Source organism: Lysobacter niastensis (assembly GCF_031457115.1).
In the GTDB taxonomy this organism is placed as follows: Bacteria; Pseudomonadota; Gammaproteobacteria; order Xanthomonadales; family Xanthomonadaceae; genus Lysobacter_J; species Lysobacter_J niastensis_A.
Genome location: NZ_JAVDVY010000001.1, coordinates 149,148 through 173,852 on the forward strand (window position 1 = coordinate 149,148; position 24,705 = coordinate 173,852).

The window sequence follows — 24,705 nt, forward strand, 5'->3', positions numbered from 1 at the left end:
CTGAAGGATAGGCGCGCATTATCGCCACTGCCCGTTGCGCGTGCTGCGTCATGTGTCTGCCACTGGTGGCGGGAAAGCGCGACACCAGAAACGACAACGCCGCCCGGAGGCGGCGTCGAAGCGGTAAGCCTTTGGGCTTACTTGAGGTTGCTGATCATCCAGTCGACGGTGGCCATGACCTGCTCGTCGGTGAGCGCCGGGTTGCCGCCCTTGGCCGGCATCACGCCGGCGGAACCGGTGAAGCCCTCGATGGCGTGCTTGTGCAGCGTGTCCTTGCCCTGGGCGATGCGCGCGGCCCAGTGGGCCTTGTCCATGGTCGGGGCGCCGCCGGCACCGGAGGTGTGGCAGCCGGTGCACAGGTTGTTGAAGATCACCGAGCCGTCGGTGGTGCCGCCGTAGGCGACCTGCGAGGCGGCGGCGGCCGCGGCGGCGGCCGAAGCGGCCTGCTGCGCGGCGGCGCCGGTGGTGCCGGCATAGACCGCGCCGACCGGGGCGATGCGCTGCAACTGGCGCTTGGCGACGTCCGGGTTGATCTCGCCCGGCAGCTGCTTGTGGATCAGAAACGCGCCCACCATGAGACCGACGGTCACCAGGACCAGAAAGCCGATCACCATCGAGAATTTCTTGAGGAATTCGAGGTCGTAATTGCGCACAAACCCACCTAGCTGACCAGATTGCGCATGCTCGACGTGGGCACGCGACGCCAAAACAAGAGACCGCACTGGGTGCGGCCGCGCGCCAGTATAAAGCCGCTCCCCTGCCCGGCACAGCCGGTTGGCACAGGAGTGGCGCGCCCGGAGGGATTCGAACCCCCGACCAATGGCTTCGGAAGCCACTACTCTATCCGGCTGAGCTACGGGCGCCTGGCTGTGAACCCCGGCAGTGCGGCCTCGTCGGCAATACCACGCGGGGCTGGCATTCTAGCGACAAATGCGCGTTCGCGTGCTGCTGCCGGCCCTGTGGAAGCGTCCGCATACCCCAATTCGAACCCCAGATGAGCTACGAACGCTTCGAAGTCCCCATCGTCCCCGCCTGGAAGTCGCGCCTGTCGCTGTATTGGCAACTGGTGCGCGGCGACCGCCCGATCGGCTGGCTGCTGCTGCTGTGGCCTACCTGGTGGGGCCTGTGGCTGGCCGCCGACGGCATGCCGCCGTTGTGGCCGCTGGTGGTGTTCACCCTCGGCGTCTGGCTGACCCGATCGGCCGGTTGCGTGATCAACGACTACGCCGACCGCTGGCTGGACCCGAACGTCGAGCGCACCAAGGACCGACCGCTGGCGACCGGCGCGGTGCGTGGCCGCGAGGCGCTGGCGCTGTTCGCGGTGCTGATGCTGGTGGCCTTCGCACTGGTGCTCACGCTCAATCGCCTCACCGTCTATCTCAGTTTCGTCGGCGTGCTGCTGGCCGCCAGCTACCCGTACCTGAAGCGCTACACCTACCTGCCGCAGGTCTACCTCGGGGTGGCGTTCGGCTGGGGCATTCCGATGGCGTTCGCCGCCGTTCGCGGCGAAGTGCCTCCGCTGGCCTGGCTGCTCTACGTGGCCAACATCCTGTGGTCGACCGCGTACGACACTTGGTACGCGATGGTCGACCGCGACGACGACCTGCGCATGGGCAGCAAGTCGACGGCGATCCTGTTCGGCGATCTCGACCTGGTCGCGCTGGGCGTGCTGTACACGATGTTCTTCGTGGCCCTGGCCCTGGTCGGGCAGCGCGCCGGGCTGGGCCCGTACTACTGGGCCGGCGTCGGCGTGGGGGTGCTGCTGGTTGCGTACGAGTTCGTCATAGCGCGTGGCCGCCAGCGCGAGGCCTGCTTCCGCGCGTTCCTGCACAACCATTGGGTCGGGCTGGCGGTGTTCGCCGGTATCGCGGCCGACCTGGCGCTGGGCCCGGCGACCTGAGATCGCCGCGAGCGGCCATCAGAACCGCTGCGTGACTTTGCGCATGCGCCAGCCGGTAAGGATCTGCAGCACGCCATAGATCATTGCGGCGACGCCGATCCACAGCGCCATCGTGACCAGGCCGGCGCCGGGGTAGGCGATCAACATCACGCCGAGCACGATCGCCAGCGCGCCGCTCAACCCCAGCAACCATTCGTTTGCAACCTGCTTGCGCACGCGGATGGCGAAGATGATGCGGAAGATCCCCGCGACGATCAGCCACGCCGCCAGGAACATCAGCATGACACCGGCGACGGCGAGCGGATTGAGCACCGCCAGGCAGCCGAACGCGATCGAGGCTACCGCGTACAGCGCGACCCAACCCTTGGAGATGGGCACGTCCTTGCGGAACAGCGCGATCAGGCTGGTCACGCCTTCGGCCAGCGCCATCACGCCAAACGCCCACGCCAGCGCCACCGCGGTCCGCCCAGGCCAGGCGATCGCGACCAGGCCGAACAGCACGGCGATGATCCCGAACACGATCAGCACCCACGCGCCGCGACTCAGAGCCGACACCACATTGGTATTCATAAGGGGAGTCCCTTGCTGGAGCTCCATCGGCCACTGCCGGTGGTGAAGGGAGCGTGGGGCGAGCCCCGTTAAGCCTGAGCGAACGCGGGGCGCAACCCGGCAGCCGATGACTTTTGGCGCAGGTGCGCCGGGTCCGTCCGGGTTCCAATCCGCGTTCGCCCCGATGCCCAGAGTCCGCCATGCGCCCTTCCGTGCTGCTCGCCGTCTGCGTTGCCCTGGGTTCCCTATCCGCCAACGCGCAGCAGGCGCCCGCCCGCGAACACCTGGCGCCGGCTGGCTGGGAGGGCTCCTACCACGACCTGCACTACACGCCGGTGTTGCGCATAGGCGATCGCGTCATCGTGTCCGGCATCCCGGCACTCGAGGGCGATACCGACGAAGCCAAGATCCGCTGGGCGTTCCAGCAGATGGAGGCGCACCTGAAGGCCGCCGGTGCGACGATGGCCGACGTGGTGGAGTTGCAGAGCTTCCATGTCGCCACCGACCACGACGATTTCCGCCGCCGCGTCGAGCCGGTGCTGAAGGTCCATCGCGAGTTCTTCAAGGACCATTACCCGGCCTGGACCGCGGTCGGCACCACCGCGCTGTTCTCGAAGGGGGCGCCGATGGAGATCCGCGCCGAAGCGATCATCGGCTCGGGTGCGCGCGCCAAGGCCGACATCGCTGAGCCGCCGAAGCCCAAGCCCTGACAACAGCGGGCGCCAAACGCCCTGAAGTCAGGGCACCCGCGCACAGACCCACACGTCCACGCGCGCCACGCCGGCACGCAGCAGGGCCGACACGGCGGCGTGGGCAGTGGCGCCCGTCGTCATGACGTCGTCGACCAGGACAACGTGCGCGGGCAGTTCGTGATGTCCGGGCACCGTGAAAGCGCCGCGCAGGTTTCGCCGGCGTTGGCCGGCATCCAGCCTCGACTGGGCGGCGGTGGCGCGAGTCCGTCGCAACAGGTCATCGCGCAAGGGCAGGCCGAGCCGATGGGCGAGGGGGCGCACCAGCTCCAGGGCCTGGTCGTAGCCGCGCTCGCGCAGCCGGCCGATGTGCAGCGGGACGGGCACCAGCGCCTGCGGACGTTCGGCGTCGGCCAAAGCGCCAGCCATCAACGCCGCAAGCAGCCGCGTACTAGCCAGATCGCCATGGAACTTGGCGCGCGGCAACAGTCGGTCGAGCGGGAACCCGTAGACGAAGGCGGCGCGTGCCTGGGCCTGCGGGGGAGGGCGGCGCAGGCACCGGCCGCAGACCGGTTCAAAGGGTTGTCCGTTCAAATCGTCCACTGCGGCCATCGGCATCGCGCAACGCAGGCAGGCACGACGGTTGTAAGGCAGCGCGGCGAGGCAGATGTCGCACAGGTCTAGGCCATGCGAGCCCGCGGATTCACAAAGCAGGCAGCGGGGTGGCCAGAGTGCCCGCCCCAGCCGGTTCAGCAGGTTGTAAACCGAAGCGACCCCGGTTTGGTTGACAGTCGCGGACATGCTTTCCAGACTGCCGGACCTGCCTTGCCGCTTCCGTCGGAAATCCCCCATGACAGCCGTCAGCCAAACCGCCTCCCTGCCGTCGAGCATTCCGCGCCACGATTGGTCGCGCAGCGAAGTGCGCGCCCTGTTCGACCTGCCGTTCCCGGAACTGCTGCACCGCGCGGGCACCGTGCATCGCGCCACGTTCGACCCGGCCGAGGTCCAGGTCAGCACGCTGCTGTCGGTGAAGACCGGCGGTTGCCCCGAGGACTGCGGCTACTGCCCGCAGGCCGCGCGTTATCACACGGGCGTGGAAGCGACCAAGCTGATGAGCACGCAGGCCGTGGTCGAAAAGGCCCGCCAGGCCAAGGCCGCCGGCGCCTCGCGCTTTTGCATGGGCGCGGCGTGGCGCTCGCCGAAGGACCGCGACATCCCGAAGGTGGCCGCGATGATCTCGGAGGTGAAGGCGCTGGGCCTGGAGACCTGCGCGACGCTGGGCATGCTGTCGGGCGATCAGGCCAAGGCGCTGCGGGAAGCCGGCCTGGACTACTACAACCACAACCTCGACACCGCGCCGGAGTTCTACAACCAGGTCATCCACACGCGCGAGATGCAGGACCGCCTGGACACGCTGTCGCACGTGCGCGACGTCGGCATGAAGACTTGCTGCGGCGGCATCGTCGGCATGGGCGAGTCGCGTGACCAGCGGGCCGGCCTGCTGCAGACGCTGGCCAACCTGCCGGCGCATCCGGACTCGGTGCCGATCAACCGCCTGGTGCAGGTCGAGGGCACGCCGCTCGCCGGCACCGAACAGCTCGATCCGTTCGAATTTGTGCGCTCCATCGCAGTTGCCCGCATCCTGATGCCGCGCTCCATGGTGCGATTGTCCGCTGGTCGCGAAACGATGAGCGACGAATTGCAGGCTCTGTGCTTCCTCGCCGGCGCCAATTCCATCTTCTACGGCGAGAAATTGCTGACGACCGGCAACCCTGACACCGAGCGGGACATGGCATTGTTTGCACGACTTGGCCTCAAGCCCATGGCACTGGTCGAACAGGGGAGCACCGTGCACGCCGATATCGTCGAAACGCCTGTGGACGCCGCAGGCGCCGGTTCCTGTCACCCGGCCTGCGCGGCCTGAGCCATGGCGCGCGCGAGCTGGCGTGAGCGGATCGAAGCGGCACGCGCCCAGCGCGTCGCCGCGCAGCGCACGCGCGTGCGCCGCACGGTCACGCATCGCGACGGCGCGCGCGTCCTGGTCGACAGCAAGAACCTGCTGAACTTCTGCGGCAACGATTACCTCGGCCTGTCGCAACACTTCGCCGTGATCGACGCGCTGCAGGACACGGCCTCCCGCGAGGGTGCCGGCGGTGTCGCCTCACACCTGGTGTGCGGCCACCACGCCATGCATGAAGCACTGGAGCGCGAACTGGCGGAGTGGATCGGCGCGCCGCGCGCGCTGTTGTTCGGCAGCGGTTACCTGGCCAACCTCGCGGTGGTGCAGGCGCTGCTCGACGACGAATCGGTATGCGTGCAGGACCGACTCAACCACGCCAGCCTGATCGACGCCGCGCGCCTGGCCGGCTGCCGCCTGCGCCGCTATCCGCACGGCGATCCGGAAGGCGCGATACGGCAGTTGCGCAGCGTGCCCGACGGCATGGCGATGCTGGTCACCGACGCCGTCTTCAGCATGGACGGCGACGTCGCGCCGCTGCGCGAGCTGGCGCTGGTCGCGCGCCTGCAGAAAGCATTGCTGTATGTCGACGACGCGCACGGCGTCGGTGTGCTGGGCCCGGACGGCCGCGGCAGCGTCGCCGCCGCGCGCCTGGGCGTCGCCGAAGTGCCGTTGCAGCTGGCCACGCTCGGCAAGGCGCTGGGCGGCTATGGCGCGGCGGTGCTGGGCGATGAGGACGTCATCGGACACCTCGCCGAAACCGCGCGACCCTACATCTACACGACGGCGCTGCCGCCGGCGCAGGCTGCCGCCACGCTGGCCGCGGTGCGCCTGGCGCGCACCGAGCACTGGCGTCGCGACAAGCTGCGCGACCTCACCGCGCGCTTCCGCGAGCGTGCCCAGAAGCACGGCCTGGAGCTGATGGAGTCGGCCACGCCGATCCAGCCGGTGCTGTGTGGCGACGATGCGCGCGCGCTGGCAATGGCGCAGGCATTGGAACAGGCCGGCTACTGGGTCGCCGCGATCCGCCCGCCGACCGTACCGGAGGGCAAGGCACGGCTGCGCGTGACGTTGTCGGCGCTGCACGGCATCGGCGATGTCGATGGCCTGGTCGAGGTGTTGGCCAAGGCGCGCGATCGCACCGAACTGGGCCTGCCGGCGGCGATGGACACGGCCATGACCGATGCGCTGGTGAACAACATCGCCGCCGCCGATAGCCGCAAATCCGCGCGAGCACGATGAACGCAGAGCGCGATCTGGCGCGGCTGCTGGCCGCGCTGCGCGTGTCAGCACGCGACGGTGAGTTCGTATTCGTCGGCTCGGCGACGGGCGATGCCGCATTGGCCGCCATCGCCGAAGCCAGCATCCGCGAGGCCGAGGGCGTCACGTACGTGCTGCCGCGCGCGCAGGCCGACGCCCGCGCACTTGGCTATGACTTCATTGCCGCCTGGCTGACGCTGGACGTGCACTCGGCACTGGACGCGGTCGGATTGACCGCGGCCGTGTCGGGCGTGTTGGCCGAACGCGGAATTCCCTGCAACGTGCTGGCCGGCCTGCATCACGATCATCTGCTGGTCGCGGCCGACCGCCGCGACGACGCCATGGCGGCACTGGAACGCCTGGCGGCTGTATCCCCCACGTAAAGTTTCAAGGCTGTATCCTCCATGCACATCGAAACACGCGGGCAAGGTCCCGCGATCGCGCTGATCCACGGCTGGGCCATGCACGGCGGCCTGTTCGCGCCGCTGGTCGATCGCCTCGCCGATCGCTACACGCTGCATCTGGTCGACCTGCCCGGTCACGGGCATGCGCGCGAGGATGCGCGCCCGCTCGATCCGAAGGCGCTCGCGCCGGAACTGGTACAACGCGTGCCAGACGCAGTGTGGCTGGGCTGGTCGCTGGGCGGGCAGTTCGCGCTGCGTGCCGTGCTGGATTACCCGGACCGCGTGCGCGGGCTGATCATGATCGCCTCGTCGCCGCGCTTCGTCGCCGGCGAGGGCACCGATGGCGACAGCTGGCCGCATGGCGTCTCGCCACAGCTGTTCCGCGATTTCGGCGATGCGCTGGCGCGCGATTTCCGCGGGACCCTGGACGGATTCCTCGCGCTGGAAGCATTGGGTTCGACCTCGGCGCAGGAAGACCTGCGCTGCCTGAAAAGCCATTGCTTCGAACGGGGCGAACCGGCGCAGCGCGCGCTGCAGGAAGGCCTGGTGCTGCTCGACAGGCTCGACGTGCGCGCCGAGTTGCCGCACCTGCGCGTGCCGAGCCTGTGGATTTCCGGTCGCCGCGACCGTCTGGTGCCGGCCGGCGCGATGCCGGCGGCGGCGGCCCTGGCGCCCGATGCGCGCAGCGTCGTGATCGGCAGTGCAGGACACGCGCCGTTCCTCGGCGCGACGGCGCAGGTTGCCGACGAGATCGATGGGTTCATGCAGTCGTTGCACACGGCATCGCAGGTATCGGCATGACCGACCTGTTCGACCACCGCCAGGTCCGCCGCGCGTTCTCGCGCGCCGCGCACGGCTACGACAACGCCGCCGCGCTGCAGCGCGAAGTCGCCGCGCGGTTGATGGAGCAACTCGACTACCTCGACGATCCCGCCCTCAACCGTGCCCCGCCGCAGGTCGTGCTCGATGTGGGCTGCGGTCCAGCGCACGCGACGGTGGCGATGCAGAAACGCTGGCCCAAGGCGCAGGTGATCGCGCTCGACCTGGCGCTGCCGATGCTGTACGAGGCACGCCACAACTTCGGCGGCTGGCGACCCTTCACTCGCCGCCCCGATCCGGTCTGCGCCGACGCACGTGCTTTGCCGCTGCGCGATGCGAGCGTCGACGTGCTGTTCTCGAACCTGTGCCTGCAATGGGTCGAGGACCTGCCGTCGGTGTTCGCCGGTTTTCGGCGCGTGCTCAAGCCTGACGGCCTGTTGCTGGTGTCCACGTTCGGTCCCGATACGCTGCACGAGCTGCGCGGCGCGTTCGCGCAGGCCGACAACGTGCCGCACGTGAGTGCGTTCGCTTCGATCGCGCAGTTCGGCGACGCGCTGATCGCGGCGGGCTTCAAGAATCCGGTGCTCGACCGCGACGAGTTCGTGTTCGGTCATGCCGACCTGGGCGAGCTGATGCGCGAACTGCGCACGCTTGGCGCGACCAATGCGATGATAGACCGTCGCCGCAGCCTGACCGGTCGCGCGCGCTTCGCGCGGGCGGGGCAGGCCTATGAATCGTGGCGTCGCGACGGACGCCTGCCGGCAACCTGGGAAGTGATCTACGCCCACGCCTGGGGGCCGCAGCCGGGTACGCCGATCCGCGTCGGCGGCGTCGACGAGGTGCAGGTGCCGGTGAGCAGGATTCCGATCAGGAAGCGTCCATGAATCCCCGCCGCCTGGCGCTGACCGCGGTCGCCATCGCACTGGCGTCGGCGTTCTTCTTCACCTGCACCTACGTGCTCAACCGCGCCGCCTCGATCGAGGGCGGTTACTGGGCATGGACCGCGACGCTGCGCTACCTGATCACGCTGCCGCTGATGTTGCCGGTGATGCCGTGGCAGGGCGGCGCGGCGCCGGTGTGGCGCGCGATCCGCGCGCATCCGGGGCCGTGGCTGCTGTGGAGCGGCATCGGCTTCGTGCTGTTCTACCTGTGCCTGAGCTATGCCGCGTCGAGTGGGCCGTCGTGGCTGGTTGCCGGCACGTTCCAGCTCACGGTCATCGCCGGCATGCTGTGCGCGCCGTTCCTCTATCGCGACCATCGCGCGCGCATCCCCTTGCCGGCCGTGTTGAGCGCCTTGGTGGTGATCGCCGGCGTCCTGCTGCTGCAGTTCGGACACCGCGGCGGCAAGCTCGACGACGATGCATGGATCGCGCTCGCATTGGTCACCGTGTCGGCCTTCGCCTATCCGCTCGGCAATCGGGGTTTGTTGTTGCACCTGGAGCGCGCGGGCATCGAGCTCAACGCGACCCAGCGCGTGTTCGGCATGACGTTGGCGAGCCAGCCGCTGTGGTGGGCCGTCGCCGTCTATGCCTTCACGCAGACGGGCGGGCCGCCACTGGGGCAGGTGACGTTCGCGGTCGGCGTCGCGCTCGGCGCGGGCGTGATCGCCACCATTCTGTTCTTCCAGGCCACCGGCATGGTCCGCAACGACCCGACTGCGCTGGCCGCGGCCGAAGCCATGCAGGCGGCCGAGATCCTGTTCGCGACCGTGATCGGCGTACTGTGGCTGGGCGAGGAGTGGCCGCAGGGCAGGGCGCTGGGCGGTGCGCTGCTGGTGGTCGTGGGGATCGTCATCTTCAGCCTGGTGGCGGCGCGCTCGGCCGCCGGCGATCGTCGCGCGACGCAGCAGCTGCGCAGCGATCGCGGCGCATAGCCGTGGTCGCGAATATTCAGGCGGCGGCGTTTAGAGTCGGTCGCATCATCGGCACAAGCGATCTCCCATGAGGAAATCCCCAGGTTTCATGCGTCCCGCGCTGCTTGCGACGGCTCTGCTCGCAAGCGCACCCGCCTTCGCCCAGGACTCGGTGCTCGAGCAATGGGGTTTCGACCCGGCCGTACTGGTTTCCTCCGGCCAGGACCTGCTGTCGCGCGCGCCCGACGCGACCGTCGACGGCTTGTTCCAGGCACTGCATGCCACGGCCAAACGACCCGAAGAATCGCAGGCGTTGTGCGCGCTGTTCGATCCCCAGGCCGACCGTGGCCTCGACGGATTGAACGCGCTGACCTCGCAGCTGGGCGAGGAAAGCCGCGTGCGTTTGGCCGATGCGGTGACGCAGTTCGTTGTCGCCGCCGCGCAGAATCCGCCGCAGCCCTACGATGCCGCCGCCGCGCGCCAGGCCCTCAAGGCTGCCGGCGTGCGCGCCGCACTGCTGGACGATGGTTTCGTCGCGGGCCTCAATGGCAACGATCATCCGGCGCGTTGCCGCTCGATCGGACTGCTGCTGGATGCGTTGCAGGCACAGCCAGTGGGCGAGCGTGCCGCGGTGACCCGGCTGATGCTGGCCGAGGGACTCGATCGCCTGGTGCTCGCGTCCGGGGCGCCGCGCTGACACGTCAGCGCACTGGTTGGTCGACGCCAGGTTGATCGATGTGGTCCACCCGGAACATCACGCGCTTCTGGTAGGGCGCGCCGAGCTGCGTCGCGCGATAGCCGCTGGCGTCGATGCGGGCGTGCAAGAGGGGCCAGAAATCCTGCTTGCAGATCCAGACCACGCCGGGCTCGTGCTCGCCCAGTTCGACGGCAAGCGGCTCGTCGAATTCCGGGTTGAAGGGCGCCGGCGGCCTCGGCTCCAGCGAGATCTTCTCGATCTGCGTCCCGGTGCCAAGATGCAGGTGCAGGCCGTAGCGGGCCATGTCCTCGACGAACACCACTTCCTTGACCGGCCCAGGTGAGCGCGCGCGAATCGCTTCGGCCCAGTCGGCGGCGTTCTTATGGGTCGGCCACCATGCCGCCGCGGCCTTCAGCGCCAGCAGCAGCACGACCCAGGCCAGCAGCGTGCGCCAGCCGGGCAATCCACGGCCTTCGCGCTGGCGCTGCAGCGCCCCGATCACGGCGATGGACGCGAACAGCGGCAGCAGGTACAGCGGCATGCGCGAACGCGCCAGGCAGAACAGCAGCAGCGGCAACACCAGCCACAAAACCAGCAGAAGCCAGGCGGCGTCCTGTCCGCGGCGCTGCGGACTGCCCCACCATGGCTTCACCATCGCCGGCAGCCCGCGGGCCCAGCGCCACAGCGTAGGCGTCCAGGGCAGTGTCCCTATCAGCAGGGTCGGGACATAGATCTCCAACCAGCCGTACCACTCGCCGTGGCGGCCGAATTCGTTGGTGGTGATGCGACCGATCACTTCATCGCCGACGAAGTAGCGGAACAGGCCGGGGTTACCGCGGGTGACCGCCACGTACCAAGGCAGCGCCAGCACCGTGAACAGTGCCAGGCCCGACCATTGCAGCACCCGGCGCGTGTGACGATCGGGCATCAGGAAATCGAAGGCCAACACCACCAGCAGGGGCAGCAACCCGGCGGGACCCTTGGTGACGAACGCCAGGGCCATGCCTGCCCACATCAATGCGATCCACCGCCCGGGATGCCGGCCGGGGCCAAACCTGGCTTCGACGAAAGCCCACATCGCCAGCGTCACCGCCGCCGCCAGCAGGTAGTCGGTGGTGATCATCTGGGACGCGCCGGCGGTGAGCAGCATCGTCGCGTAGATCACCGCGGCGGTCTGTTCGCTGCCAGGGGAAAGACGCCGGGCAATGCGCCAGGTCAGCCAGATGCAAAGCAGGTACGACAACGCCATGGGCAGGCGCGCAGCCCAGGGATTGGCGCCGAACACGGCCACGCTCGAAGCGATGGCCCAATAGGTCAGCGGCGGCTTGGTCCAGTGTCCGACCTCCTCGTTGCGACGAGGATTGAGCCAGTCGCCACTGTCGAGCATGTTGAGCGCGACGTTGGTATAGCGACCCTCGTCGGGATCCCAGATGCTGCGGGTGCCCAGGAAGCCAAACGCCAGCACCAGGGCCGCGACGGTCAACCAGAATGTGGGAGAACGCAGGACGCGCGGCATAAGGTCTCGCAGCCGAGGGGACGCGGGATGCAGCAGTAAATCGTCGTTCTTCCAATTACGAGACGCCGGCAGGGATCGCGATCGGCCGGCCGCCGATCAACCGACCTGCGAGATCCACTCTTCCAGGTTGTAGTAATTGGTCACGCGCTGGATGCGGCCGTTGCGGATCGTGAAAAACGCACCGCCTGGCAGCACGTACTTCTGGCCTCGGGCCGGCGGCAGTCCCGCGTCGCTGGCGAGGTATTCGCCCTGCACCACGTACTCGGCGGCGGCGCGATGCCCGTCGGGCGAAGCCATCACGACGATGTCGCGCAACTGTTCGCGATAACTGGCCGCCATGCGACCCAGGAACGCGGCGAAGGCTTCGCGACCGACCTCGCGCGGCCCCTGGTTGAGGTCATGCACCACCTGCTCGTCGAGCAGGGCAAGCATGCCTGCCCAGTCGCCGCGGTTGAAGGCGGCGTAATAGGCCAGCACCACTTCGGTGGCGCGGTCGTTGCTGCGGGTACCGTCGATCTTCATCGTGGAGTGCGGACCAGCCGGAGGCGCGGAACGCAGATGATACCTGCCCGGCCAGTCCGGGCTGTCGACGACGATCGCGCCTCAACCCCTGGCGCGGGCAAACAACTCCGGCAACGCATCCAGATCGACATTGCCGCCGGACAACACGATGCCGACACGCAGGCCGGCGAAACGCTCGCGATGGCCCAGCACCGCCGCCAGCGCGACCGCGGAGGACGGCTCGACCAGTTGCTTGGTCCGCTGCCACAGCAGGCGCATGGCGGCGATGGTGGCGCCATCGTCGACCACCAGCGCCTCGGTGCGATGCTGCCGGAGCAGGGCGAAATTCGGCGCGCCCAGTGTGCCGCGCAGGCCGTCGCAAACGGTGTCCGGGACGAACTCGGTGACACGCTCGCCGCGTTGCAGGGACGCGGCGGTCTCCGCCGCGCCGCTCGGCTCGGCCAGGTACACCCGCGTGGATGGCGAAACCGCCGAGGACGTGATCGCCGTACCGGCGGCCAGCCCGCCGCCGCCCACCGGCACCACCAGCGCATCGAACGGCGCCACCGAGAGCAACTCGAGCGCGGCCGTGCCCTGGCCGGCAATCACTCGTGCATCGGTGTAGGGATGGACGAGTTCCGCGCCGGTCTCCTGCTGCACGTGGGCGCAGGCGGCCTCGCGTGCGGCGATGGTCGGCGCGCAGTGATGCAGGGTGGCGCCATAGGCCTCGATGGCCGCCAGTTTGGCGGCGACCGCGCCTTCCGGCACGACCACGTGGCAGGCGATGCCGCGGGTGCGAGCCGCCAGCGCCAGGGCCGCGCCATGGTTGCCGGAGGAGTGGGTGACCACGCCGCGCGCTGCGTCCTCGTCCGACAGCGACCACACCGCGTTGCACGCGCCGCGGAACTTGAACGCGCCGGCACGCTGCAATTGCTCGGCCTTGAAGTGGAGTTCGCAGCCGGCCAATGCGTCGAGCGTGTGCGAGCGCAGCACCGGCGTGACATGGGCATGGGGCGCGATGCGCGCGGCCGCGGCGAGCACGGCGTCGAAATCGGGGAGGACGGAGCTCATCAGGTTCATGGCCCCGATGCTAACGCGCGGCCCGCCGGTTGAGCAGGCTCACCGCCGCGGACCCGGCCACCACCAGGGCGGCGCCCAGCCAGCCCAGCGGCGTGATCCGTTCCGGCGCCAGCCATTGCGGCCACAGGGCGTGCACGGCGCTGGCAGCGGCAATGCACAGCAATGGCGTGGTGGCGAGCACCGCCGATACCCGCGAAGCCTCCCAGTGCGCCAGCGCCTCGGCGAAGGCACCGTAGGCACCGACCGTATTCAGCGCGCAATAGCCCAGCAATGCCCAATGCATGGCATCCAGCCGCAGCAGCGTGGATGGCTGCGCGAACGGCAGCAACACGACGCTGGCCACGACATAGATGGCCAGCAGCACCTGCATCGAACCCAGGCGCATCAGCAATTGCTTCTGCAGCAGCGCATACACCGCCCAGACGATCGCGCCAATGACGACCAGGGCCGAGCCGAGGACATAGCCCGGCGCCTGCGCGGCGGCGGCCAGCTGGTCGGCGAAGAACAGCCCCATTCCGGCCGCCAGCATGGCCAGACCCAGCCATTGCGCGGCCCGGAAGTGCTCACCGAACACCCAGATGCCGCCCAGCGCCATCAGCAGCGGCGCGAGCTGGATCAGCAGTTGCGCGTTGGCCGGCGTGGTGTGCTGCACCCCCAGCAGGTAGAAGACGTAGTTGCCCACCAGCATCAGTGCCGCGACCGCCAGCATCGTCCCGCCGCGCCGGCCCAGCCCGCGATAGCCACCGAGTGCGCCCCGGTAACCGAGCCATGCGCCGGTGATGACGGCGGCCACGACGAAGCGGAACCAGGTCAGCGTCATCGGGTCGAGCACTTCCAGCACGATCTTCAGCGCGATCGGCAGCGTCGCCCAGCAGGCCGCGGTCAACAGCGTCAGCGTCAGGCCCAGGCGCCATTGGCCGGACGCGCGGTGCAGGGTCATGGGAGGTTCCGCGTGCAGGGGCGGTCATGCTGACATCGCGCCCCGGCTTGCTCAATGACGGGATGAGTGGCATGACGAACGGGCGGCGGACGACGAGATGAATCTGTCAGGCTTCGCGCTTGCGAAAGGGCCCGGGCGGATTAAGCACTAGTTCAATCCGTCGGCCTGAAGCTGGGCATTGCCCTGGGGGGTCCGTCCAATGAAACGTGCATTGCTGCTACCTGTCCTCGCCGCGAGCCTGCTGGGAGGCTGCGTCTATGGCGACTATGCCTACCGCGGTGGGCATGGCGCCGGCGACTATTACTACGGCCGGCCTTATGTCGACTACAGCTACTACGGCGGCTACGGCGGCTACGGCGGCTATGGGGGTTACGGCTACGGCGGCTATTACGGCGGCTACTACCCGAATGGCTATTACCGCTACGGCTACCCGTATGCCTATCCCCGCTACGGCTATGGTTATCCGTACGGCTATTACCCCTACCGGCCGTACTACCCGTATCGACACCATCACTCGCGCCCCGATGACGGCGGGATGCACCCCGATCCCAATCCGGGCTCGTCCTACCGGTCGGGCAGGGCGCCCTGGCGCGATCTGGGTCGGATCCCGGGCCAGACGACCGCCCCGTCGCTGGAGACGCAACGCGGCACGATCCAGTCGCCCACGGTGATGCCGCCGCGGTCGGCATCCGAACCGCGCCGGGATGGATCGCCGACAGGTCAGATGATGCGTCGCGCCAGCTCCCCTTCGGCCGCCCCACGGCGGCGCAGCGAGTCGGCCGAGCGGCAGGAGCCGTGACGCAGGTCGCTTGCGTTGCACACGAAGTGACAGCAAGCTACGACTACTGACCTAATGCGTCGCATTGCGACACATACGGCAAACGCCTCCATGTCGGCGCCCGACGAGGTAACACGGATCCCCCCTGTTCCGTCCTCGTCGGGCGTCGGCGCCCATTCCGGCGACTGACGCGCACAGCGTCGCAAGCCTGGGCTGCCCCGGGCGCATCTCGGCCAAAACCAGAAATCGGGCAATAAAAAAGGGCCGAATGTCCCCCGACATTCGGCCCTTGGCTTCCCCTGCGGGCGCTTGGCCAGCCCCTGTTCCAATACCGGCCGGCGCTTGGCGCCTGCCCCGCTGGGTGCTGATGACTATGACGCAGGAACCATGCCAATTGCGGCCGTAATCGCCGCGCGCCCTGACGAACGGCGAAAAATCAGTAATCGGCGGTAAGCGGTATAGCCGGGTTCATTCCCGGCGCAGCCCCGTCAGTCAGGCGCGGTCCAGTCTGCGGACCATCCCCAACAAGCCATTGCCGTAGAATTCCGCCGCAATTCGTCCCATCAGTAAGCGCCACGCACGCAGGAGCGCGCGGCGGCGCAGGCAAGCCCGCGATTGCAGGCCCGACTTCCCAGACCAGCCGCTACCGGTGCGCCCAATGACCGAGAACTTCTATCAATACGACGTCATCGTGGTCGGTGGTGGCCACGCCGGCACCGAGGCCGCCCTGGCTTCGGCACGGGCCGGCGCGCGCACGCTTCTACTGACGCACTCGGTGGAGACGGTCGGCGCGATGAGCTGCAACCCGGCCATCGGAGGCATCGGCAAGGGTCATCTGGTCAAGGAGATCGATGCCCTCGGCGGCGTCATGGCACGGGCGGCCGATGCCGCCGGTATCCAGTGGCGCCGGCTCAACGCCAGCAAGGGCCCGGCCGTGCGCGCCACGCGCTGCCAGGCCGACCGCGCGCTGTATCGCGCCTTCATCCGCCGCGCCGTCGAAAACCAGCCGGGCCTGACCCTGTTCCAGGCGGCGGTCGACGACATCGTCTTCGACAGTGGCCGCGTCACCGGCGTGGTCACCCAGACTGGCCTGCACTTCAGCGCGCCTGCCGTCGTCCTGACCGCCGGCACCTTCCTGGCCGGCAAGGTCCACGTCGGACAGACCACCTACGCCGCCGGCCGCGCGGGCGACCCCCCCGCGGTGGCGCTGGCCGCGCGCCTGCGCGAAGGCCCGTTCGTAGTAGACCGTCTCAAGACCGGCACGCCGCCGCGCATCGACGGACGCACGCTGGACTATTCGGTGATGGAAGAGCAGCCAGGCGACGACCCGCGCCCGGTGATGTCGTTCATGGGCAGCCACGCCGATCATCCGCGCCAGGTTTCGTGCTGGATCACCCACACCAGCGAGCGCACTCACGAGATCATCCGTGGCGCGCTTGACCGCTCGCCGCTGTACACCGGCCAGATCGAGGGCATCGGCCCGCGCTATTGCCCGTCCATCGAGGACAAGGTGGTGCGCTTCGCCGAGAAGGCCAGCCATCAGATCTTCGTCGAGCCCGAGGGACTGGGCGTCGCCGAGATCTACCCCAACGGCATCTCCACCTCGCTGCCGTTCGACGTGCAGCTGGAGCTGGTGCGCAGCATCCGCGGCTTCGAGCAGGCGCACATCACGCGCCCGGGCTACGCGATCGAGTACGACTTCTTCGACCCGCGCGGGCTGAAGACCACGCTGGAGACCAAGGCGGTCGAAGGCCTGTTCTTCGCCGGCCAGATCAACGGCACCACGGGCTACGAGGAAGCCGCCGCACAGGGCCTGCTCGCCGGCGTCAACGCCGCCCGCACGGTACGTGGAGTCGAAGGCTGGAGCCCGCGCCGCGACGAGGCCTACCTGGGCGTGCTGGTCGACGACCTGATTACCCACGGCACGACCGAGCCGTACCGCATGTTCACCAGCCGCGCCGAGTACCGGCTGCAGTTGCGCGAGGACAACGCCGACCTGCGCCTGACTCCGGTCGGCCGCGAGCTGGGGCTGGTCGACGACGCCCGCTTCGCCCGCTTCGAGGCCAAGCGCGAGGCGATCGCCCGTGAAAGCTCGCGCCTGGGCGCTATCTGGGCGGCGCCGGGCAATGCGCTGGGCCGCGAGGCGATGGCCTCGCTCGGCATCGAGATCAGCCGTGAGACCAGCGCGCTGGACCTGCTCAAGCGTCCTGAACTGGACTACGCAAAACTGATGCAGGTGGCTTCGATCGGTCCGGCCGTCGACGACGCGCTGGTGGCCGAGCAGATCGAGATCGGCGTGAAGTACGCCGGTTACCTGGATCGCCAGCGCGAGGAGATCGCGCGCCAGCAGCGCCACGAGAACACCGCGATCGCGGACGATTTCGACTACGCCGCCGTGCGTGGCCTGTCGGCCGAGGTGCAGCAGAAGCTCGAGCGCGTGCGCCCGCAGACCGTGGGCCAGGCGCAGCGGATTCCGGGCATGACCCCGGCGGCGATCTCGCTGCTGCTGGTGCATCTGACCCGCGCACGTCGAAGCCGGGTGGCCTAGTTCCTCGCGCGCTGCGGCGCGCTCTATCCCTATCGTCGGTTCATTCGGCGGCGCGGCATGACCTGGCCGCGATCCCGCTGCCTCTGGTGTACCTGACGCGCGCGCGTCGAAGCCGCGCCGCCTGGGCACGGCAAACTTTCGCCGGATGCGGCGGTCGCAAGCAGGCGTTACGCTCGTCGCATGCGCCTGATCCCGACCCTGACCCCCATCCTCCTGCTTTCTACGCTGGCCATCGCCGCGTGTGATCGCACCCCGCCAGCGGCCGCCACGACCACCTCTACGGTCCCGGCACGTCCCGTCCAACTCACCGAATGGATACTCCCGGTCACGACCGCGGCGGCGCAGCCCGATCTGGTGCGGGCGTCCGACGGGTCGCTGCTGTTGTCATGGATCGAGGCGCAAGGCGATGGACACGCGTTGAAGTTCGCGCGCTACGCCGACGGCGCCTGGGGCGAGGTGCAGCCGATCGCGCGCGGCGACGACTGGTTCGTCAATTGGGCGGACACGCCGCACCTGGCGGTGACCGCCGACGGCGCGCTGTGGGCGCATTGGCTGAAGAAGTCGGCGAAGGCGAAATACGCCTACGACGTGGCGATGGTGAGATCGGGTGACGGAGGCGTCACCTGGTCGACGCCGGTATTGGTCAACGATGACGGTACGCCGACCGAACACGGATTCGTGTCGATGTGGCCGGCCGCGCGCGACCGCATCGGCATCGCCTGGCTCGATGGACGCCGCACCGGCGGCGGCGAAGGTGGTCATGAGGGCCACGAAGACCATGGCGCCATGACCCTGCGCGCAGCGACGTTCGACGCCGGCCTGGGGCGTGCCGACGAACGCGAACTCGACACCATGACCTGCGACTGCTGCCAGACCGACGCCGCGCTCACCACGCGCGGTCCGCTGCTGGTCTACCGCGATCGCACGCCCGATGAAATCCGCGACATCGCCGTGACCCGCTTCGACGGCGCGGCGTGGACGTCCCCGCACGTTGTGCACGCCGACCAGTGGAAGATGCCGGCCTGCCCGGTCAACGGTCCGGCCGTGGCCGCGGTGGCCGGCAACACCGTGGTGGGGTGGTACACCGTCGCTGGAGATCAGCCCACGCTGCGGCTGGCGCGCAGCGCCGATGCGGGCGACACGTTCGCGGAGCCGTTGATGCTCGACCAGGGCGCGCACGTGCAGGGCCGCGTTGACGTCGCCCTCGATTCCGACGAGGCCTGGGTGTTGTGGACGCGGGAAGACGCTGGCGTGCAGTCGCTGCAGTTCGCGCGCTTCGCTTCCGACCTGTCACGCGAATGGCAACGCGGCGAAGTCGCGAAGCTGCAAGGTCGCGGACGCGCCACCGGCGTCGCCCAGCTCGCGCTCGGTAACGACGGTGCCTACGTGGTCTGGACGGACGTGGTGGATGGCAAGCCGCGTCTGGCCGGAGCGCGCTTCGGGGCCGCGCCATGAGCGCCGTCGTGCTGCGCGGTGGCTGCCGATGCGCGGCGCTTGCGATCGAAGCGACGCTTGACCGGCCCGCGTCCGCCTATACGCCCCGGGCCTGCGATTGCAGCTTCTGCCGCGAGCGCGACGCGGCCTGGTTGTCCGATTCGAACGGCGTGCTGCGTCTGGTGCAGCGCGATGATGCCGATGCGCTGCACTGCCGACAGGGATCCGGCCAGGCCGATTTCATCGCCTGCGCGCATTGCGGCACGCTGATGATGGTCGCCTGCGAGATGGACGGGCGCCTGTATGCCGCGGTCAATGCCCACGTCTTCCCCGGCGCACAGTTCGCGCCGGAGCAGCCGGCATCGCCGCAACATCTGTCGCCAGAAGCCAAACGCGAGCGCTGGCGGCAACTGTGGTTCGCCGAGGTGTGCGTCGAAACCACCGGCTGAGCAGGGTCAGGCTTCCAGCGCGTACAGCTGCAGTTCCTCGGCGCTCGAAGGCATCGTCACCATCTTCACGTAACTCATGCCGATACGCTCCAGCACTTTCACCGAGGCGTCGTTGCCGGGCGAGACGATCGCCAGCAATTGCGGCAACGCCAGCGTGCGCAGTGCGTGGTCGCGCACGGCCGTGCAGGATTCGACGGCGTAGCCGCGCGACCAGTGGCGCGGCACGAAGGCGTAGCCGATGTCCGGCGCCGGCAGCGTGTCGCGATGCATCAGGCCGCTGACACCGAGCGGCTCACCGGTTTCCTTCAGCTCGACCAGCCACAACCCGTAGCCGTGGCGCGCGTAGCTGTCGGCCGGGCCCTTGCGGATGTAGCCGACGGCATCGTCGAGCGTGCGCACGCCGCGATCGCCGATGTTGGCGATGAAGGACGGTTCGTTGAGCAGTTCGAGGATGAACGGCGCGTCGTCTTCGACCAGCTCGCGCAGGCGTAGCCGCGGTGTCTGCAGGATCAGGCGTGTGGGCGCATCGGTGGTCGAGGTCATCGCTGCGTGCTTCCTAGAAGCTCTGCTCGGGCTGGGTGAGCAGGCGAGGCCCCGAGCCAAGTACCGCCATCTGGCCATCGGCCAAGGCATTGCCACCGAATAAGCCGCTGTCGTCGAGCAGCCACGGGGCCTTTGTGCGCGGGCCGGGGATATAGGCCTCCCACTGCCCGTAATCCTTGAGCGATTGACCCGGCGCCACGAATTGCACCGGAACGCGGACGGAATGGAACGACTGCCCCGGCTTCAGCGGCCAGTCTTGTGTTGCGAAATGCCATCCCATGCTGCGGCGCTTGGCGGCCAGGCCGAAGGTATAGCGCCAGGTCCGCATCTGGCCCTCTTCGCCGACGGTGGTGAGGTTGACCTGGTCCACGGACGATTGGGCTACCGAGCCATCAGGCGACACGTGCAGGGTCAGGTACACGATGCCACCCACGCCTCGTCTGGCCAACGTGTTGGGATATTCAGGAGGTGCCAACTCGTTGCCACGGTCGGGGCGCATGGGCTCGAACGAAGCGCCCTCGATGCCGACTTGGTAGTGGTCCTTGTCGATGGGGTGGGCGACGATGCGCAGCGTCATCGGTACCGTGACAGGTTTTCCGCCGTCTACGGCGAACTTCCAGTCGCGGATCTTGCCGCCCACCAGTTCCGTGACCGCGGGTGGCAGCTTCCCGGGTTGATCGAGTTGATGGGCGGTAACGTTGCCTCCTGCGTCGATGCTCACGGTGCCGGTGGCGAGCAGGCTCAACTCGGTGCGTGCCGACGCGGGAGGCTCGGCAGCCGGAAGGCTCCCGGCGAGGATCATCGACAAGACAAACAGACGCATTCTCCGATGCACGACTTTCCCCATCGTTGTTCTACCCAGAAAGCAGGTTGCAGGCCGGCCGGGCCGACCTTCCAGTGTCGAATGTAGCAAAGGTGCAGTCCGCATCGCGGCGCACTACTTCTCTTTGCGCCAGTTGAGCGAAGCGCGGTTCTCGACCGTGCTCGATTCGATCTGGACGTCGAATCCCTTGCGCAACATGTACTTCAGCATCAACACCTGGCCGGTGCCGAGCAGCGACACGCCATAGCCGACATACAACCGCGGCGAGAGGTGCTTGCCGATGCCCAGCACGCTTTCGCCCAGCGCGCGGCTGTCGCTGACACCGGCTTCGTCGAGGCCGAGCTTGGCGCCGATCTGCGAGGCGATCACGCCGCCGCCGGCCGACAACGCGGCGCTGGCGGCGTTGACCTGCTTGCTCTCGTCCATGCTCGCGCTCGCCAGTGGACGTCCCAGCGTGAGGTAGGCCAGCGCCTCGGATTGCGACCTCGCCGGGTCCGACCAGACTTCCGCCTTGGGTGCGCTGGCGCGGCCACGGATGTCGACGCCGGCCGTGACGTCGCCGACCTTCCGCTCGGCGCGAATGTTGAGGATTGGATCCGACACCGGGCCGTTGGACCACGACAGTTCGCCGCGGGTGATCTCCAGCTTGCGGCCGTAGGCCTTGTACAGGCCCCTGACGTTGAGGCGTCCGACGCCGGTCATCTCGCGTCCGGGCCGCGCGCGCACGCGCAGCTGGCCGGTGATGCCGCCGTCCAGGCCGAAGCCGTTGAGTTTGACGTCGTCGCCGAGCACCAGCGCCAGGTCCAGGTCCAGCGGCGAGGCGCGGACTTCCTCCGGATCTTCGGGATCGAGAATGACCACGTCCGGCGATGTCGCCACGCCCTGGTCGAGCCGTTCCAGGTCGAGACTTGCCGACGGCACGGTCACCGTGCCGGTGACCTGCAGCGGCTGGCCGGCGGCATAGCGGACCTGCACATCGGGGCTGGCGACCGCGCGCAGGTCTCGGGTGTCGGACACCAGCACGTCCTGCCCTCGCAACGACAGCAGCAACGGCGACTCGGTGTTGCGCCAGTTGAGCGACCCGTCGACGTTGAGCGTGCCCTTGCCCGATCGCACCTGGCCGACGATGCGCGCGCCGCCGTCGGGCTGCGCATTGAGCTGCACGTTGCCATCCTCGAGCACGATCGCCAGCGACGGCAGTTCGGTGGTGAACTGCGATAGTCGCGCCTGCCCGCCAAGCTGCGGCTGCGCACGCGTGCCGGCCAGCGTGATGCGGCCGTCCAGCCGGCCCTTGGGCTCGACGATGTCCGGTGAGAACAGCTCCATCCACACCAGTTCTTCGGTATTGAACGAGACTTCGCCGGCGATCGGCGCGTAATCGTCCCAGCCGGTAGCGATGCGCGCATCGATGTGGCCGCCGCTGTTGAAGGCGGTGGCGAGCGTGGCGTTGATCCGGCGCGGGTCGAAAGTCGCGACCAGCTCGAGGTTGTCGTAGCTCATTACTTCGCGGCGGGCGCGCTCGCTGTTCTTCATGCCGCCACCGGACGAACGCAACGCGAACTGTCCTTGCCAGGCATTGCCGGCCGGCCGCACGTGGCCTTCCAGCGCGATCTCGCCGCGCAGCAGCCACGGCCGCTTGTCCTCGCGATCGGGCAGATAGGGCACCAGCAGCGACAACGGCAGCGACTGGCCGCGCACATCCAGACCGCGACGCGGCCAGTCGGCGCTCGCGCACAGTGATCCGCCGCCGCTGGAGGCCAGGCAGGTGCTGCTCAACGTGCCGTTGCGCCCATCCCAATGGAACCGCGCCGCCTCCTGCAGGCGCCAGGAGGCTCCCTTGGCCGGAACCAGCTGCAGCGACGCGAGCGCGCCCTGCCATGCATTGCCATGCTTTGCGGCATTGCCCGACAGCGTCAGCACGCCGATGTCGCCGCGTGCTTCGCCCTGCAGTTGCAGCGACTCGACCGCGCCGCGCGCGTCCAGCGTCAGCGACGACAGTGGCAGGCCGACCTGCAATCCATTGGCGTGCACGGCGATGGCGCCGCTGCCGCGCTGCCACGGCAGCCGGCCCTTCGCGGTCAGCGACGTCGCCTGGTAATCGCCGTATCTCAGGCCGCTGCCGACCAGATCGGCGGTGACGTCGGGCGCGGTCCGCGGACCGCTCAGGCGAAGCGTGCCGCGCAGGGAACCGGCACCACCGGGCAACAGGTCGCTGAGCACCAGCGGAGCGAACTTCGCATCGACATCGAGCGTGCGAGCGACCTTGCCCTTGGCATCGATGTGGCTGCCGCCGAGCGCCAGCGCCACGTCGCCTTCATACGCCGTGTCGCCGCCGGTGCGGCCGGCGCCGTGCATCGCAAAGCGGCCGCGACCCTTGAGCGGGCGGTTGCGCAGCCGCCCGCCCAGCTCGCGGGCGTCGACGCTGAGCTCCAGGCCGCCGTCGCTGCGCGTGCTGCCCTGGGTGGCCAGCTTGCCGTCCACCGCGCCCCGCCAGTCCGTCGCGAAATAGCCGGGATCGAAGCCGGCCAGCGTCGCGTCGATGCTCCATCCGAGTTCCGGCTTCCACGTCACCAAGCCGCGTCCGTCGAGCGAGCCGCTGGGCATCTTCGCCTTGAGTGTGCGCAGCGTCATGCGCGCATCGTTGCCACGACCGTCGAACTCGACCTTGGCGTGCTCGCCGTCGCGCACCAGATCGGCGCGTCCGATCGCGGCCCAGGCTCGGAGCGTGCCGGCGAAACCCAGGTCGGCGTCGGCGCCAATGGAGACAGCGTCCGGCTCGGCGTCGGTCGGGCCGCCCCAGGCCAGTCCGCGTGCGTTCGCGGCCAGCCGGAAGCGTGCGTTCTCCGGATCGTTGAAATCGGCATGCCCGTTCAACGTTACCCGGCCGCCGAAGACATCCAGTACGAGCGGCTCAAGGTCCAACACCTGTTGCTCGGCTTTCACCTTCGACGGCAACACCTTGGCGTTGAAATCGCCTTGCGTCAGCTGGCCGCTCAATTGGGCGCTGCCGCCGACGCCGTCGGCGTCGAACTGCAGCGCAAGCGGTTCGTCGTCGTCGCTCGCCTGCGCGCCGGTCACCAGGCCCAGGTCGATTGCATCGGCCACGGCGCGCAACCGCCACTTCGGTATGTCGCGACCACGTAGGACGAGGCTGGCGTGCAGCGGCCCTGGTACATGCCCGGACAGCGCCACGTCCATGCGCGTCAGGTCGCCGCGCGCGACCAGTCCGATGCGCGCCGGTGTGCGTCCATCCGCCGCGGCGAGCACCGCGCTGGCGGTGATGTCGGTGCGGTAGTCCTCGCGCGGTGCATAGTCGCCGCGCAGGTTCAGCCGGCCACGGTCGCTGTCGACGGAGAGTCGTTCCACGTGCAGCTTGCCCTGCCGGGCGTCAAGCCCGGCGCGCAGCGCGCGGATGTCGATCAACTTCTCGCCCTGTCGTGTCAGCAGGAAGCCGTCGACGCGCACGTCGTCGGCCTGCAGTTCCAGCGGCGGCGTGATCTCGGGCAGCACGTCCGGCCATTGCGGCAGTTGGAACGGTTCCTTGCTTTCCGGAATCTCCAGCGTCGCGTTGCCGATCTGCAATGCATCCAGGCGCAGGCGCCGGCCCAGCAACGGCCGGATCGCCGGGTCCAGGTAAACGCGTTGCGCGGTGAAGACAATGCGCTCGTAAGTGAAGCGAACGTCGTGCAGGGTCAAGGGCCCCGACAAAGGGCCTTCGACCGCGCGCCACGACAGCGACGCGTTCGCCGGCAGGCGCGCCACGATCTGCGCCATCAGCAGGTCGCGCCCGCCGACGCTGGTCAGCAGCCAGTACGCGAAACCCGCCAGCAGCAGCGTCAGCACGCCCGCCACCAGGCTGCCGCGCACCGCCAGCCAGCGCAGCCGGGCACGACGGCGCTGGCGCAGCTGCGCGATGCGCTGCTCGTGCGGATCGGATTGCGAGGTGGCGGTGGGGTCGCTCATGCC

At 68.8% G+C, this 24,705-nt stretch carries 23 protein-coding genes and 1 tRNA gene; 13 read left to right on the plus strand and 11 right to left on the minus strand.

Features of this window, described 5'->3' with window-relative positions; all coding sequences use genetic code 11:
- Nucleotides 1–137: 137 nt before the first annotated feature.
- Nucleotides 138–653: a c-type cytochrome gene (locus J2X06_RS00740; protein WP_310056996.1), complete on the minus strand. Its 516-nt coding sequence runs from the start codon at nucleotides 651–653 to the stop codon at nucleotides 138–140.
- A gap of 133 nt (nucleotides 654–786) precedes the next feature.
- Nucleotides 787–863 (minus strand) — tRNA-Arg (locus tag J2X06_RS00745).
- 131 nt (nucleotides 864–994) lie between these two features.
- On the opposite strand from J2X06_RS00745, the gene ubiA reads away from it, so the two are divergent.
- The gene (gene ubiA, locus J2X06_RS00750) at nucleotides 995–1,900 is read left to right on the plus strand and encodes a 4-hydroxybenzoate octaprenyltransferase (protein WP_310056998.1); all 906 of its coding nucleotides are present in this window, start codon (nucleotides 995–997) and stop codon (nucleotides 1,898–1,900) included.
- An 18-nt stretch (nucleotides 1,901–1,918) separates the two neighbouring features.
- On the opposite strand, the gene J2X06_RS00755 is transcribed toward ubiA, so the two are convergent.
- On the minus strand, nucleotides 1,919–2,470 hold the full coding sequence (locus J2X06_RS00755) for an HdeD family acid-resistance protein (RefSeq protein WP_310057001.1): 552 nt from the start codon (nucleotides 2,468–2,470) through the stop codon (nucleotides 1,919–1,921).
- Between the two features lie 179 nt (nucleotides 2,471–2,649).
- Between J2X06_RS00755 and J2X06_RS00760 the strand changes: the two genes are divergently transcribed.
- Nucleotides 2,650–3,159, plus strand: a complete 510-nt coding sequence (locus J2X06_RS00760) for a Rid family hydrolase (RefSeq protein WP_310057004.1) — start codon at nucleotides 2,650–2,652, stop codon at nucleotides 3,157–3,159.
- A 27-nt stretch (nucleotides 3,160–3,186) separates the two neighbouring features.
- Here the strand turns inward: J2X06_RS00760 and J2X06_RS00765 are convergent, their stop codons facing one another.
- Nucleotides 3,187–3,939 carry a ComF family protein gene (locus tag J2X06_RS00765; protein WP_310057007.1) on the minus strand — a complete coding sequence of 251 codons (753 nt, stop codon included), beginning with the start codon at nucleotides 3,937–3,939 and terminating at the stop codon, nucleotides 3,187–3,189.
- A 49-nt stretch (nucleotides 3,940–3,988) separates the two neighbouring features.
- Between J2X06_RS00765 and bioB the strand changes: the two genes are divergently transcribed.
- From bioB to J2X06_RS00800, 7 genes are all read left to right on the plus strand, one after another.
- The gene (gene bioB / locus J2X06_RS00770; protein WP_430539470.1) at nucleotides 3,989–5,062 is read left to right on the plus strand and encodes a biotin synthase BioB; all 1,074 of its coding nucleotides are present in this window, start codon (nucleotides 3,989–3,991) and stop codon (nucleotides 5,060–5,062) included.
- A 3-nt stretch (nucleotides 5,063–5,065) separates the two neighbouring features.
- Nucleotides 5,066–6,337 (plus strand): 8-amino-7-oxononanoate synthase, encoded by a 1,272-nt coding sequence (gene bioF / locus J2X06_RS00775; protein WP_310057010.1) that lies wholly within the window; start codon nucleotides 5,066–5,068, stop codon nucleotides 6,335–6,337.
- Nucleotides 6,334–6,738, plus strand: coding sequence for an ACT domain-containing protein (locus tag J2X06_RS00780; RefSeq protein ID WP_310057013.1), 405 nt, complete (start codon nucleotides 6,334–6,336; stop codon nucleotides 6,736–6,738). The genes bioF and J2X06_RS00780 overlap by 4 nt, the downstream gene beginning before the upstream one ends.
- Nucleotides 6,739–6,759: 21 nt before the next feature.
- Nucleotides 6,760–7,560 carry a pimeloyl-ACP methyl ester esterase BioH gene (gene bioH, locus J2X06_RS00785; protein ID WP_310057016.1) on the plus strand — a complete coding sequence of 267 codons (801 nt, stop codon included), beginning with the start codon at nucleotides 6,760–6,762 and terminating at the stop codon, nucleotides 7,558–7,560.
- A complete protein-coding gene (gene bioC, locus J2X06_RS00790; protein WP_310057017.1) occupies nucleotides 7,557–8,462 on the plus strand; it encodes a malonyl-ACP O-methyltransferase BioC in 906 nt (301 codons plus the stop codon). Before bioH ends, bioC begins: the two co-directional genes overlap by 4 nt.
- A complete protein-coding gene (locus J2X06_RS00795; RefSeq protein WP_310057021.1) occupies nucleotides 8,459–9,451 on the plus strand; it encodes a multidrug resistance efflux transporter family protein in 993 nt (330 codons plus the stop codon). Before bioC ends, J2X06_RS00795 begins: the two co-directional genes overlap by 4 nt.
- 67 nt (nucleotides 9,452–9,518) lie before the next feature.
- Nucleotides 9,519–10,127, plus strand: a complete 609-nt coding sequence (locus J2X06_RS00800) for a hypothetical protein (RefSeq protein ID WP_310057024.1) — start codon at nucleotides 9,519–9,521, stop codon at nucleotides 10,125–10,127.
- A gap of 4 nt (nucleotides 10,128–10,131) precedes the next feature.
- Here J2X06_RS00800 and J2X06_RS00805 read toward each other — a convergent pair whose 3' ends face one another.
- From J2X06_RS00805 to J2X06_RS00820, 4 genes are all read right to left on the minus strand, one after another.
- Nucleotides 10,132–11,643: an ArnT family glycosyltransferase gene (locus tag J2X06_RS00805; RefSeq protein ID WP_310057026.1), complete on the minus strand. Its 1,512-nt coding sequence runs from the start codon at nucleotides 11,641–11,643 to the stop codon at nucleotides 10,132–10,134.
- Nucleotides 11,644–11,739: 96 nt separating this feature from the next.
- The gene (locus tag J2X06_RS00810; protein ID WP_310057028.1) at nucleotides 11,740–12,165 is read right to left on the minus strand and encodes a ketosteroid isomerase-related protein; all 426 of its coding nucleotides are present in this window, start codon (nucleotides 12,163–12,165) and stop codon (nucleotides 11,740–11,742) included.
- A gap of 81 nt (nucleotides 12,166–12,246) precedes the next feature.
- Nucleotides 12,247–13,218, minus strand: a complete 972-nt coding sequence (locus J2X06_RS00815) for a pyridoxal-phosphate dependent enzyme (RefSeq protein WP_310061115.1) — start codon at nucleotides 13,216–13,218, stop codon at nucleotides 12,247–12,249.
- Nucleotides 13,219–13,234: 16 nt separating this feature from the next.
- Nucleotides 13,235–14,164, minus strand: coding sequence for a DMT family transporter (locus J2X06_RS00820; RefSeq protein ID WP_310057030.1), 930 nt, complete (start codon nucleotides 14,162–14,164; stop codon nucleotides 13,235–13,237).
- Nucleotides 14,165–14,363: 199 nt separating this feature from the next.
- Here J2X06_RS00820 and J2X06_RS00825 point away from each other — a divergent pair, with 199 nt between their 5' ends.
- The 4 genes from J2X06_RS00825 (at nucleotide 14,364) to J2X06_RS00840 (ending at nucleotide 19,373) form a co-directional block, all read left to right on the plus strand.
- Complete coding sequence (locus J2X06_RS00825) at nucleotides 14,364–14,963, plus strand: hypothetical protein (RefSeq protein ID WP_310057033.1); 600 nt, start codon at nucleotides 14,364–14,366, stop codon at nucleotides 14,961–14,963.
- A 637-nt stretch (nucleotides 14,964–15,600) separates the two neighbouring features.
- Entirely contained in the window at nucleotides 15,601–17,490 is a 1,890-nt protein-coding gene (gene mnmG / locus J2X06_RS00830) for a tRNA uridine-5-carboxymethylaminomethyl(34) synthesis enzyme MnmG (protein WP_310057035.1), read from the plus strand.
- Between the two features lie 180 nt (nucleotides 17,491–17,670).
- Complete coding sequence (locus tag J2X06_RS00835; protein WP_310057037.1) at nucleotides 17,671–18,945, plus strand: sialidase family protein; 1,275 nt, start codon at nucleotides 17,671–17,673, stop codon at nucleotides 18,943–18,945.
- The gene (locus tag J2X06_RS00840) at nucleotides 18,942–19,373 is read left to right on the plus strand and encodes an aldehyde-activating protein (RefSeq protein WP_310057039.1); all 432 of its coding nucleotides are present in this window, start codon (nucleotides 18,942–18,944) and stop codon (nucleotides 19,371–19,373) included. The genes J2X06_RS00835 and J2X06_RS00840 overlap by 4 nt, the downstream gene beginning before the upstream one ends.
- Nucleotides 19,374–19,379: 6 nt before the next feature.
- Here the strand turns inward: J2X06_RS00840 and J2X06_RS00845 are convergent, their stop codons facing one another.
- The 3 genes from J2X06_RS00845 to J2X06_RS00855 form a co-directional block, all read right to left on the minus strand.
- Nucleotides 19,380–19,916 carry a GNAT family N-acetyltransferase gene (locus J2X06_RS00845; protein ID WP_310057042.1) on the minus strand — a complete coding sequence of 179 codons (537 nt, stop codon included), beginning with the start codon at nucleotides 19,914–19,916 and terminating at the stop codon, nucleotides 19,380–19,382.
- A 13-nt stretch (nucleotides 19,917–19,929) separates the two neighbouring features.
- Complete coding sequence (locus J2X06_RS00850) at nucleotides 19,930–20,724, minus strand: hypothetical protein (protein WP_310057045.1); 795 nt, start codon at nucleotides 20,722–20,724, stop codon at nucleotides 19,930–19,932.
- A 129-nt stretch (nucleotides 20,725–20,853) separates the two neighbouring features.
- Complete coding sequence (locus J2X06_RS00855; RefSeq protein WP_310057048.1) at nucleotides 20,854–24,702, minus strand: translocation/assembly module TamB domain-containing protein; 3,849 nt, start codon at nucleotides 24,700–24,702, stop codon at nucleotides 20,854–20,856.
- Between the last annotated feature and the right edge of the window lie 3 nt (nucleotides 24,703–24,705).